The organism is Staphylococcus lloydii (genome assembly GCF_015775975.1).
GTDB lineage: Bacteria > Bacillota > Bacilli > Staphylococcales > Staphylococcaceae > Staphylococcus > Staphylococcus lloydii.
This window is the reverse complement of sequence record NZ_CP064056.1, coordinates 1,104,355-1,116,950: the sequence shown is the minus strand read 5'-3', so window position 1 is coordinate 1,116,950 and position 12,596 is coordinate 1,104,355. Positions and strand designations below refer to the sequence as shown.

Sequence of the window (12,596 nt, the reverse complement as noted above, 5' to 3'; positions counted from 1 at the left end):
TTAGCCGCGGTACCACCCTCGTTCACTTTAAAAGTGCACTCACTTAATTAAATAGTTAGAGATGTTATTTATAAAATCAATTTTTACGATTGGTAAGTTCACTTAAAACTTAACACTAGTTCACACCAACCTAGCTCTCTGCAGAAAAGTTTGATAAGTTACTACTCCTATACTCTATTAATAATATTGTAAAACCTGACGATTTTCAAGTAGAAAAATTAACCTTAATTGTTATGATAACAATTAAGAAGCACCATCTTTTCGATAGAAACTTTTGCCAAAAACATAAAGAAATATTAGCGCTATAAATAGCAATACTATCATGCCAATAAACATCGCACTGATATTGAAAGTATCAACGATGACACCACCTAGTAAAGGCCCTAATGCTTTCCCTACCGTGGAAGCTGAATTGACATAGCCTTGGAAGGATCCCTCTTTACCGTGTGGCGCCAATTTATTTGCGATTGTCGGTACTGCTGGCCAGACAAACATTTCGCCTAGACTAAGGATGACCATGCCAATCATCATAATTGAAAATTGCTCGGCAAAGCTTGTAACGAAAAAGCACAACATAAATATGACTATGCCGACGAACATTTGGTGAACTAAGTTTCCTTTTAACAGTCGAATAATTGGGGCAATAAATGGTTGTGCGACTAATATTAATATGCCATTTACTGTCCATAATAAACTGTATTGTCTCATCGAAATATTTAAGTGTTGTGTAAATGACGCAATTGTACTTTCCCATTGAATATATGCAATCCAACAAATGATAAACATCGAACATAACAACAATAACGAGATAAACTGTGGTCTATATTGTTTTGAAAATATTTTAAATGTTTCATTTGGTTTAACTTTAACTTCTAGCTCAATATTGAAGTTAAACACAGCTACAAATGCGAATAATACATACATAATTAAGTTTGCAATAAAAATATAATTAAAACTAATTTCTGCAACGAAACCACCTAATGCAGCACCAAGTGCTACACCTATGTTTTGAGCTAAATAAATAGCATTAAATGTTTGTCTACCACCATTAGGCCAAACTGCCCCGGCCATAGCGTAAATTGCAGGAATTATTAAGCCACCACCAAAGCCTAGACAAACTAACCAAACCGCATACCATGGCCAACCATGAAAGAAATTCAGTAATGTGGTACTGATCAAACAGATGACTGTCCCCGTCATAATTGTTCGATAGCCTCCGTATTTATCGAAAAACGTACCACCTAATAAATTTCCAATTACCATACCAAACGAATTAATAAGTAGCACAAAACCTGCTACTGTTAAACTTTTATGTAATTCGTGATTCATGTAAATTGTGTTTAATGGCCATAGAAAACTTGAGCCAGTTATATTTAATGCCATACCAATAACTAACCACCATACTGATCTAGGCATATTCATATTAAAAGCCCCTCTACTTTTAATTTTTCTAAAACTACAGTAAACAATATAACACAAAATATGTTAAAATCTTTAACTATAATGATTTTAGAAAGGAAAATGTTAAATGGGTAATTTTTTCCCTTACGCATTCGAAGATAAAAGATATCATACATGGAATTACCACTTAAAAAATAAATTTGGACAAAAAATATTTAAAGTCGCTATAGATGGTGGTTTTGATTGCCCAAATAGAGACGGTACTGTTGCTCACGGTGGCTGTACATTTTGTTCTGCAGCAGGTAGTGGCGACTTTGCTGGTAATCGTGCTGATCCAATCGAAGTGCAATTTAGACAAATTAAAGACAGAATGCATGAAAAATGGAGTGACGGACAATATATTGCATATTTCCAAGCTTTTACAAATACACATGCCCCAGTCGAAGTTTTACGTGAAAAATATGAAGCTGCATTGAAAGAAGAAGGCGTCGTAGGATTATCTATTGCTACTCGACCAGACTGTTTACCTGATGATGTAGTAGAATATTTAGCCGAATTAAATGAACGTACTTATTTATGGGTAGAATTAGGCTTACAGACAGTACACCAAAAAACGTCTGATTTAATTAATCGTGCTCATGACATGCAGACGTATTATGAAGGTATCGCTAAATTAAGAAAATATAATATAAATATTTGTACACATATTATTAATGGATTACCTGGCGAAGACTATGACATGATGATGGAAACTGCTAGAGAAGTAGCTCAAATGGATGTACAAGGTATTAAAATACATTTACTACACCTATTAAAAGGTACACCAATGGTTAAACAATACGACAAAGGTATGCTTGAGTTTATGTCTCAAGAAGAATATACAAATCTAGTATGTGATCAATTAGAATTAATACCACCTGAAATGATTGTACATAGAATCACTGGTGATGGTCCGATTGATTTAATGGTTGGACCTATGTGGAGTGTCAACAAATGGGAAGTATTAAATGAAATTGATAATGAACTTGCACGTCGTAATTCTTATCAAGGTAAACACTTTGAAAGTGTACACCACGTATGAAACTAACAAGAATCTTACCTTATGCTAAAACTTTATTATCAGAACATATAACCGATCAAAGTATTGTTATAGATGCTACTTGCGGTAATGGACATGACACTTTATTTTTAGCGCAACAAGTACCAAACGGTAAAGTATATGCGTTTGACATACAACAACAAGCCATTGAGAATACTTCTGCTAAAATCAAAGACTTTGACAATGTTACACTTATACATGACAGTCATGATAATGCCCAAGCGTATATTCCTAATTCTTACCATGGGTATGTAGATGCAGCAATCTTTAATCTAGGCTACCTCCCTAAAGGCGACAAACAAATTGTTACTCAACCGGCAAGTACAATTTCCGCCATAGAGCGTATTTTTAAGTTATTAGCAACGGAAGGCATAATTATTTTAGTTATTTATCCCGGACATGATGAGGGGAAAATTGAACGTGACCAAGTGCTTAATTTCTTAACTTCAATGGATCAACAAGTTGCGCATGTACTGCAATACCAATTTATTAACCAACAAAATGACCCGCCTTTTATTTGTGCAATAGAAAAACGTTAAATAAACAGAAAAAGATTGTAATCACTTCATGTGATAACAATCTTTTTATTTATGACTTTATGCATAAATAGGCTGTTATGTTTAATTCTTCGTTACAAAATCGCTTATTTTCCTATAAGTTTAAAATGGCAGTTAAACTTTCCTGAAAACTTGCTTTTCTCGAATTAATTTCACCAATGATAAAGTTTAAAAGATGTTCCCTTTCATCTTCTAACTTGTCGTTAAAATGAATAATAACTGTACGTTCATCGTTTTGAGGTCTCTCTTTTATAATCCACTTCTTCTCAACTAAATCATTATACGTACGTGTACGTTTATATGATTTGATGTGTACAAATTCATCCATTTGCTTTAAAGTCATTGAACCTTCTTTCCAGAGCGTAAGTAAGATTAAAATCTCTTCTTTAGACATTTTATATTCTTTCTTAATGCTTTTGAAAATAGCTTCAATTTCCTCTAAAATTTGGTTCAAATTCAAGACATTTGCAACCTTATTATCTATCGCCTTCCCCATAACAATTCCCCCATATAAAAAATATATAGTAAAACATGTAAAATTAATTTTAAATCAATGCACAAATTTTTAATAGACGTAAACTTAACATTTATTAAAAATTACATTTTTTATTAAAATTAATCTTATACACATTTTAAAATTATTTTAAGGATTATGCAATAAAGTAATTACTTAATTTTTTAAGAGTATCTTTTAAAATTAATATGGAATCTTTAAATTGTTGTTCTTCCATACTATTCAACACAACTTCATATATTTGCATTGCGCCATTTCTATTTATTAACGTTGGCACCCCGATATATACATCATTATTTTCTAAATAGCTTGAAACTGTCAAAACTTTATTTTGATTACTTAAAATGGCAACTGTGATTTCTGTTAAGGCCATGGCAATACCATAACATGTCGCGCCTTTTGCTTTAATAATATGATATGCAGCTTCTTTAGTATTAATATATGCTTGGTTTAATTCATTTTCAGTTAGTGGATAATGTGTTCTATATTTATCTAAAGATTGTCCAGCAATTTGTACGTTGGACCATACAGCCAATTCAGAATCACCATGTTCACCAATAATTTGTGCATCTATATTAGTAGGAGCAATACCAGTTAATAGCGCTAATTCATGTCTAAAACGTGCACTATCAAGCACCGTGCCTGAACCCATCACTTTTTCTTTAGGAAAACCAGAAAGTTTCTTTGTCACATAAGTCATAATATCTACAGGATTAGTTGCTATGATAAATATACCTGAAAAATTATGTGCCATAATATTAGAGATAATATCTTTATATATTTCGGTATTTTTTGTCACCAAATCTAATCTCGTTTCATGAGGTTTTTGATTAACGCCAGCTGTAATCACTACGATGTCAGCATCAGCACAATCTTCATAAGTGCCAACTTTTAAATTGGTCTTTTTAGCACATAATGCAGAGGCATGCGCTAAATCTTGAATATCACCCGCAACTCTTTCTTCATTTACATCTATAATTGATAATTCGTCTACAATCCCTTGAGTTACTAATGTATAAGCATAACTGGAACCTACCGCTCCGTCACCTATTAAAACTATTTTGTTACTTTTTGTATATTCCATAAGATCACACCTATCATTTTATTTGTGATTTTTTTCACAATGTTAATTTAGCACTTTCTCAAACAGAACACAATAGTTTTTGTGATTTTTTTCACATAATATTTTATTAAAAAAGATTGAACATTAAAATAAGCAATAATAATATCACAGCTATTTAATGTTCAATCTACAATGCAACTAGTTATTCACGTTATTTTCGTCATCTATAATAAAGCCCATTGCACTAGAACTATTATTTAAAAATGACAGTATATAACGCATTACTTCATCTCTTTCGGGTTCGTTGTGCACTTCGTGATATAAACCTTCCCATGCTTTAAAGTATAGTTCATCAGACTTCACTTTTGCTTTAATTTCTTCCATAAGTTTAGTATCAGCAACTTTATCTTCAGTACCATACATTAATAATAATGGTATTTTATCGATATCTGTTAGGTGTGTTACGGTTTCTTTCATTACTTCACAGACTTGTTTATACCAATGATAGGTTACCTTAGTTAACATTAATTGGTCTTCTAAAGTTTCTTCGATTACTTCTGCATTACGCGTTAGATCATTGGCATCGATGCCTACTTTAAAACGTGTATCTTTTGCAATATTACTAACGTTAGCGACTATTTTATCTTTACGTGATTTTCCACTTTTTTTGAATTCTAATATCGGAGAAATTAATGCTAAGCCTTCTATTGGAACTTCCACACGTTCGAGTAGATTTAGCATAATTAACCCACCTAAACCGACACCAATAACATACGTTGGAATTTTATATTCGTTTGCAATCTTTATCCATTCCAAGACATTTTCATGATATACATCAAAGTTTTTAATTTGACCTTTATTGGAACGTGAAGTTTGGCCTTGGCCTGGTAAATCACCCATAATTACGTGATATCCATTACGACGAAGCATAGTTATTAAATAGGCATATCTACCAGTATGTTCTAACATGTTATGTACGATTACAATTACACCTTTGGCTTCGTTTTCAGTTTCCCACTTCCACATATCGTATACTTCTCCTTCTCGTAATATTTCATTATCTTAATTGTATCAAATAATTACTCTAAATTACCATTTTTTATCCCGTAATCAAGGCAATCATTTCTGTTATAGTCAAATTATCCAATATTGTGTAATATGTTATATAATTAGTATAATAAATATTTGTGAACGTTTTCTTCCCTATTAAATTCATGATACACTATTATAAATAGAGTTATTGTTAGGAGGAATGAAAATGCCAATCGTGAAAGATTTCTTTATTGCTTTATCTAATAGTCAATTTTTAAACGCTACTGCGAAAAAATTAGGACCCATGTTTGGTGCAAAAAAAGTAGTAGCTGGCAACACAATTCCAATGTTATTGGAAACGATACGACGACTCAACGACAAGGGAATCGTTGTTACAGTAGATAATTTAGGTGAATATGTTGCTAATGAAGGTGAAGCAATTCAAGCTAAAGATCGAATTTTAGAAGTTATGTATGCTATTTATGACCATAATTTAGATGCACATATGTCTATTAAAATTAGTCAATTAGGTGCAGAGTTCGATTTAGACCTCGCTTATAAAAATTTAAGAGAAATATTATTAAAAGCAAATGAATTTAATAATATGCATATAAACATAGATACCGAAAAATATGAATCATTATTTGGAGTAATCCAAACCGTTGACCGTTTAAAAGGTGAATTTAAAAATGTAGGAACAGTAATTCAAGCCTATTTATTTAGGGCTGAAGCTTTAATAGATAAATATCCTGATTTACGTTTACGTTTAGTCAAAGGCGCTTATAAAGAAAATGAATTTATTGCCTACCAAACCAAAGAAGAAATAGACAAAAATTACATAGATATAATCGAAAAGCGATTATTAAATTGTAACCATGTAACTTCTATCGCAACACATGATGACGCTATTATAAATCACGTTAAACAATTCGTTAAAGACAATCATATCGAAAAAGAACAATATGAATTCCAAATGTTATATGGTTTTAGATCAGAACTAGCGGAAGAAATTGCCAAAGAAGGTTATAACTTCTGTATATATGTACCTTTTGGTGATGATTGGTTTAGCTATTTCATGCGTAGATTAGCAGAAAGACCTCAAAACTTAGTCTTAGCTTATAAAGAATTTACTAGTCCTCAAATGCTTAAAAAATTAGGACTAATTTTAGGTGGTACATTGGCAGTAGTTAGCAGTATTGTAGCATTATTTAAATTTAGCAAAAAATAACAATAGCTATTACAGCATATCTGAAAAATAAGTCTATAATTTTGATTGCTATTTATGAAATAAGAGAGCGCATCCAAAATGGTTGCGCTCTCTGTTTTTTATCATTCCAAAATTTTGCCGTGTATTTTTCACAAGTCATAGCAAAATTTTTGGCTATCTCTTGATATCACTAAATATAAAAAACCGTCAATTTCTACAAAATTTCAATAGAAATTGACGTTCATTTTGCTTATCAGCCAATTTGTCTTCTCGGCATTATCTTTTAATTATGCATTAATCGTTTTTAATAAGTTTGCCATTTCAATTGCACTTACTGCCGCTTCAGAACCTTTGTTACCTGCTTTAGTTCCTGCTCTTTCAACAGCTTGTTCGATATTGTCAGTTGTTAAAATACCGAAAATAACTGGAATATCCGCTACGTCATTTGCTTTCGATACACCTTTTGATACTTCATTACAAACATAGTCGTAATGAGATGTAGATCCTTTGATAACACAGCCTAAAGTAATGACTGCATCATATTCACCTTTTTGTGCTAACTTTTTAGCAACTAATGGAATTTCAAATGCACCTGGCACATATGCAACGTCTATATTACCCTCTGGTACTTCGTGTCTAACTAACGTGTCTTTAGCACCATCTAATAATCTATTCGTAATAAAATCGTTAAAACGACTTACTACAATCGCAACTTTCAAATCTGTTCCTATTAATTTACCTTCAAAATTCATAATTTTTCCTCCTATAGTAAATGACCCATTTTATTTTTCTTAGTTGTCATATAGTCATGATTGTGTTCATTTTCAGGCACAATCAATTCTATTCTTTTAGTGATATTAATGCCGTATTTTTCTAGGCTTTGAAATTTAGTTGGATTATTACTCAATAGATTAACATTTTCAACGCCTAGATATTTTAATATTGCTGCCGCATCTTTATAATCACGTAAATCTTCATCAAAGCCTAATGCGATATTCGCAGAAACCGTATCATATCCTTGCTCAATTAATTCGTATGCTCTTAATTTATTTATTAAGCCAATACCTCTACCCTCTTGAGGAAGGTAAATAATCATACCACCATGTTCTTCGATATACTTCATTGATTCAGCTAATTGTTCACCACAATCACAACGTTGACTATGGAAAATATCACCAGTTAAACATGATGAATGAATACGTACATTTTCGGTTGTTCTTGGTTTATCTTTAATTACAGCAACTAATTCATCTCTCGAGCTAGAAGTTGTAAAACCAATCATTTTGAAATCGCCATATTCTGTTGGCATTGCCACTTCAGCTTTAGCTTCGATATGAGTTTCTTGAGCTTTTCTATATTCGACTAAATCAGCAATTGAAATCATTACTAAATCATGTTGTTCACGAAAAGCTTGTAATGAATCACCTTTAGCCATTGTGCCGTCTTCATTCATAATTTCACAAATTAAAGCAGCAGGTTTGGCACCAGTTAACTTTGCTAAATCAACAGAAGCTTCAGTATGTCCAATTCTCTCCATGACACCATTATCTTTAGCTATAAGTGGGAATAAATGCCCAGGTCTGTTAAATGAAGTTGGTTGTGATTGTTCGTCTATTAATGCACGTGCAGTTAACATTCTTTCTGGTGCACTAATACCTGTAGTGGTATCTACATGATCAATACTGACAGTAAAATCAGTACCGTAAACATCTGAGTTATTTTTAACCATGGCATCTAGTTCTAAATGATGTGCAATATCTTTACTGACTGGTGCACAGATTAAACCTCTGCCATATTTCGCCATAAAATTTACTGTATTATCTTGCATCCATTCTGTTACAGCTACTAAATCTCCTTCGTTCTCTCTATCTTCATCATCTACAACGATAATGCTTTTACCACGTTTAAGTTCGCTTAAAGCCTGTTCTATATCATCTAAATGCATAAGACCCCTCCTAAAAGCCAAAAGCTTTTAATTTATCTTCAGTTAGTGTGGCATTATTGCTATTCATTATACGATTAACATATTTAAACAACATATCTGTTTCTAAATGCACAGCATCTCCAACACGTTTATCATTTAAAATTGTTGATTTTCTTGTTTCTGGAATTAAATGAATATCAAAACTTTGCTCATTTAATTGAAATATAGATAAACTTACACCATCAACAGCAATCGATCCTTGTTGTACCATTTCACCTATTGCTTTTGATGTTGTCTTTATTGACACAATTTTTGAATTATCAGTAGCTTTTATATTTGTAATAGTGCCAACTTCATCAACATGTCCTAATACAAAGTGTCCTCCAAAACGGCCGTTACCACTCATGGCACGCTCTAAGTTAACTTCAGCACCCTGATTTAATTTATTCAAATATGTCTTAGCTTCTGTGCCTTTTATAACTTGAACAGTAAAGCTATCCTTAGTAAATGCCGTTACTGTTAAACACGCGCCGTTGACACTAATTGAATCTCCAATATGCACATCTTCCAATATTTTATGACATGCAATCGTTAACTCTACAATCGTACTTTTACTATTACTTTGCTTAATCGTACCGACTTCTTCAACGATTCCTGTAAACATGTTAATTCACTTCTTTCGCAGTTCTAATTTTAAGTTGTTCTCAAGCATTCGAGAATTAACAATTTCAAAGTTTTGCACTTCTGATAATTCAAAAACATTGTCTGTTGAATAAAATTGATATTTACCAGAACCACCTATCACTTTCGGGGCATAGTAGATGATGAGTTTATTAAATTCTTTTGTTTCTATAAATGTAGACGTAATGGTTGGACCTGCTTCAACAAGTAATTTTCCAACACCACGTAAATATAAGTCTTCCAATATATTTGCAATATTACTGTTTTCCATATAAATAATTTTCACTTGTGGAAGCGTAGACGTTAGCGCCTTATTTTCTGTATATATTAATATAGGCGTGGTCATATCGCTAAATATTTTTAAATCAAAATCGATATCGCCTGTTTTAGTTAATATCACTTTGACAGGGTTTTTGCCATTTTCTATACGCGTTGTATATTGAGGATCATCAGCTATTAAAGTTTCTCTGCCAGTTAATACAGCATCATGTTTATGTCTTAAATTAAACACGTCTTGCTTAACTGATCTATTGGTAATCCACTGGCTTTGGCCATTATCATTCGCCTGTTTACCATCTAAGCTACAAGAAACTTTTACAGTTACCTCTGGTTTACCATTCTTTTTAGCTTTGAAAAAGTCATTACATAGTTGTGCAGCTTCTTCGTTATAGCTAAATTCTACTTCAATACCTGCTTCATTTAATATATCGTCACTATCCGACATTAAAGTTGTATCTTTAACAGCATAAACAACTTTGCTAATGCCATATTCAATTATTTTCTCTACGCAAGGTGGCGTAGTACCGTAATGTGAACATGGTTCTAGCGAAACGTAAATTGTAGCATCCTTAGCTTTTTCTTGCGCCATTTCCAACGCTTGTACTTCTGCATGTTTGTCTCCTCGCTGTAAGTGGGCGCCTAGGCCAACGATACGACCTTCTTTAACTACGATTGCACCTACAGGTGGGTTGACTCCAGTTTGACCTTCAACCATTTTGGCCAAGTCAACTGCATGTTTTAAAAATTGACTCAAAATAAATCACCTCAATAAAAATAAAAAAACACACCTGAAAAAGATAAACTTCAGGTGTGGGAATTTTTATAACTTTAAATAAGCATACTTATCCAATTTGATAGTAGCTCAAAATAAACACTACGAGAGTGTTTGTTATATATCATTCTTTCTCCCATCCAGACTTTAACTGTCGGCTCTAGAATCTAACTAGATCAGCCATAAATACAAGTATTTATGGGTCGCAGGCTTATATACTGCCGGTTAGGAATTTCACCTTGCCCCGAAAGAATTTACTATGAAATTATAATTAACGATTGAGTCAGGTAACCTACTGCTAAGTTACAAAATTATAATACTATATTTATGTCACAATTACAATACATATAAACTAAGTCGGGATTAAAACATAGAATTTTCACACAGTAGCATCTTAAATTCACTTAGCAAAATCGTGTCATATTATGATTTAAACAATTGGCTTACAACGCCAACAGCTTGTTTAACAATCATCATAACTCCATTTCTTGATTGGTTAATCCCATTAGTCAATTGACCTAATGCATAGACGTCATTTAACGTACCAAACCTCGGACTAATTACTTGGTTCGTTTCCGGTACTATTTGAATACCTCCAAGCGGATGCGCTTGTATCAGTTGTCTATTTTCCAAATTAATTACAAGCTGATCATCCGCATCTAAATCTGCTAAATGTGTTTTAGAACCAGTGGCATTAATAACGACATCATATTGTTCATGTGTATCTTTACCAACATCATATTGTTCATGTGTATCTTTACCATCATCATATTGGAAATTAAATTTATTGCTATCATAAGTTACATTTTTTAAATTCGGTTTAATTTTTACAAGATTATTTTTGATACCATGAATAATTAACTCTGCCGTTCTCGGTGGCATCGGATTAGAATTCGCTTTTAAAATGCGTTGGTATCTATTCAAAAATTCAATTTGATCCGTTCTTGAAAAACTATTCCAAATCCAATTCATATTTTCTTTAATACCTTCTAATAAACTTTGAAAACTTCCTAATTCGTCTGGGTGATTCAAATCAAATTCCAATTGCTCTATGTGGTTTTCCATATTAACATCTAACATTTTGTTGACTTGAATATTATAATATTCACACTCTAAATCAAATAACTTCATCGCCTCTTCAAGTGGTACAGTTCCAAAATGTTGTCGTTTTAATTCATTAAAATTCTCTGGCGTAAGATATTTAAATTCAAGGTCAGGCATATTCCCTCTTACACGAGGTAACGCCCCTTTTCTACTTGTAACGGTAATTGGTAAATTTGGATGATGTTCCGTCACATATCTGATTACATCTAAACTTGCTAAACCTGTACCAATAACTGCGATACTATCTGTGTCATCTACCTCATCTAAAGTATTATAGGTTGGGTAAGGTGACTGTATGTATCCTTTAGTACCTTTAAGATTATATGGATCGTGATAAGATAATGTCCCTATTGTTAAAAAGACACAATCATAAGTACGACATGAGTCTATATCATCAGAGGTACAAATGTTATATTTTAATGCTGTATCACCGATATTCGACTCAATAAAAATTTCCTGAACTTCTTCTGAAATCAATGAAACATTGTTATATTCATCATTGTACTTATTAAGATATGACTTCATATAATGTCCAAAAATGAATCGCGGTAAATATTCTGGATTCATATATTTAAATTCTTTTTGCTCTTCATACCATTCAAAAAATTCTTCTGGCTTATCTAAATTAATAGACATTTGTCTTGCTGGTAGATTGATTAATAATTGATCACTGTCATTTTGGAATGGCACGCCTTGACCCATATTGACTTTATTATCATAAATATCTACGCTTACGTCATTAAACTCATCATATTTGACCATCTCTTTTAATAACGTTACGCCTGCCGTTCCAGCGCCTACTATTGCTATTTTCATGCATACACCTCATAACAATGTTAATTACTTACTATTAAGATACTATATCTATAATAGCATTTACTAACAGAATGATTTATTAAAAGTTAAAAAAATTTATAATGTATGATATTCTATAAAAGTGTTTAAATTAATTTTTACACTATT

At 32.2% G+C, this 12,596-nt stretch carries 12 protein-coding genes and 1 riboswitch; of the genes, 3 read left to right on the top strand and 9 right to left on the bottom strand.

The annotated features are described in order from the left end of the window. Positions 1 to 243: 243 nt before the first annotated feature. The gene (locus tag ISP08_RS05485; RefSeq protein ID WP_195717966.1) at positions 244 to 1,422 is read right to left on the bottom strand and encodes an MDR family MFS transporter; all 1,179 of its coding nucleotides are present in this window, start codon (positions 1,420 to 1,422) and stop codon (positions 244 to 246) included. 106 nt (positions 1,423 to 1,528) lie between these two features. Between ISP08_RS05485 and mnmL the strand changes: the two genes are divergently transcribed. Together mnmL and mnmM are read left to right on the top strand one after the other, a co-directional pair. Further along, entirely contained in the window at positions 1,529 to 2,482 is a 954-nt protein-coding gene (gene mnmL, locus ISP08_RS05480) for a tRNA modification radical SAM protein MnmL/YtqA (protein WP_195717965.1), read from the top strand. Next, complete coding sequence (gene mnmM / locus ISP08_RS05475; protein WP_195717964.1) at positions 2,479 to 3,039, top strand: tRNA 5-(aminomethyl)-2-thiouridylate-methyltransferase MnmM; 561 nt, start codon at positions 2,479 to 2,481, stop codon at positions 3,037 to 3,039. The genes mnmL and mnmM overlap by 4 nt, the downstream gene beginning before the upstream one ends. A 112-nt stretch (positions 3,040 to 3,151) precedes the next feature. Here the strand turns inward: mnmM and ISP08_RS05470 are convergent, their stop codons facing one another. The 3 genes from ISP08_RS05470 to ISP08_RS05460 form a co-directional block, all read right to left on the bottom strand. Next, positions 3,152 to 3,553, bottom strand: a complete 402-nt coding sequence (locus tag ISP08_RS05470) for a transcriptional regulator, SarA/Rot family (protein WP_048794431.1) — start codon at positions 3,551 to 3,553, stop codon at positions 3,152 to 3,154. Between the two features lie 154 nt (positions 3,554 to 3,707). Further along, complete coding sequence (locus ISP08_RS05465; RefSeq protein WP_195717963.1) at positions 3,708 to 4,655, bottom strand: L-lactate dehydrogenase; 948 nt, start codon at positions 4,653 to 4,655, stop codon at positions 3,708 to 3,710. A 177-nt stretch (positions 4,656 to 4,832) separates the two neighbouring features. Then, the gene (locus ISP08_RS05460; protein WP_195717962.1) at positions 4,833 to 5,660 is read right to left on the bottom strand and encodes an alpha/beta fold hydrolase; all 828 of its coding nucleotides are present in this window, start codon (positions 5,658 to 5,660) and stop codon (positions 4,833 to 4,835) included. 232 nt (positions 5,661 to 5,892) lie between these two features. Here ISP08_RS05460 and ISP08_RS05455 point away from each other — a divergent pair, with 232 nt between their 5' ends. Beyond that, positions 5,893 to 6,894 (top strand): proline dehydrogenase family protein, encoded by a 1,002-nt coding sequence (locus ISP08_RS05455; RefSeq protein ID WP_195717961.1) that lies wholly within the window; start codon positions 5,893 to 5,895, stop codon positions 6,892 to 6,894. 266 nt (positions 6,895 to 7,160) lie between these two features. Here the strand turns inward: ISP08_RS05455 and ribH are convergent, their stop codons facing one another. The 5 genes from ribH to ISP08_RS05430 all read right to left on the bottom strand — a co-directional run bounded on the left by ribH (position 7,161) and on the right by ISP08_RS05430 (position 12,449). Then, a complete protein-coding gene (gene ribH, locus ISP08_RS05450; protein ID WP_195717960.1) occupies positions 7,161 to 7,625 on the bottom strand; it encodes a 6,7-dimethyl-8-ribityllumazine synthase in 465 nt (154 codons plus the stop codon). A gap of 11 nt (positions 7,626 to 7,636) precedes the next feature. Continuing rightward, positions 7,637 to 8,818, bottom strand: coding sequence for a 3,4-dihydroxy-2-butanone-4-phosphate synthase (gene ribB / locus ISP08_RS05445; RefSeq protein ID WP_195717959.1), 1,182 nt, complete (start codon positions 8,816 to 8,818; stop codon positions 7,637 to 7,639). Between the two features lie 10 nt (positions 8,819 to 8,828). Continuing rightward, positions 8,829 to 9,461, bottom strand: a complete 633-nt coding sequence (gene ribE / locus ISP08_RS05440; protein WP_195717958.1) for a riboflavin synthase — start codon at positions 9,459 to 9,461, stop codon at positions 8,829 to 8,831. Positions 9,462 to 9,467: 6 nt separating this feature from the next. Further along, a complete protein-coding gene (gene ribD / locus ISP08_RS05435; protein ID WP_195717957.1) occupies positions 9,468 to 10,511 on the bottom strand; it encodes a bifunctional diaminohydroxyphosphoribosylaminopyrimidine deaminase/5-amino-6-(5-phosphoribosylamino)uracil reductase RibD in 1,044 nt (347 codons plus the stop codon). 142 nt (positions 10,512 to 10,653) lie between these two features. Then, positions 10,654 to 10,785, bottom strand: a riboswitch (FMN riboswitch). Positions 10,786 to 10,952: 167 nt separating this feature from the next. Continuing rightward, complete coding sequence (locus ISP08_RS05430) at positions 10,953 to 12,449, bottom strand: FAD/NAD(P)-binding protein (protein ID WP_195717956.1); 1,497 nt, start codon at positions 12,447 to 12,449, stop codon at positions 10,953 to 10,955. Positions 12,450 to 12,596: the final 147 nt, after the last annotated feature.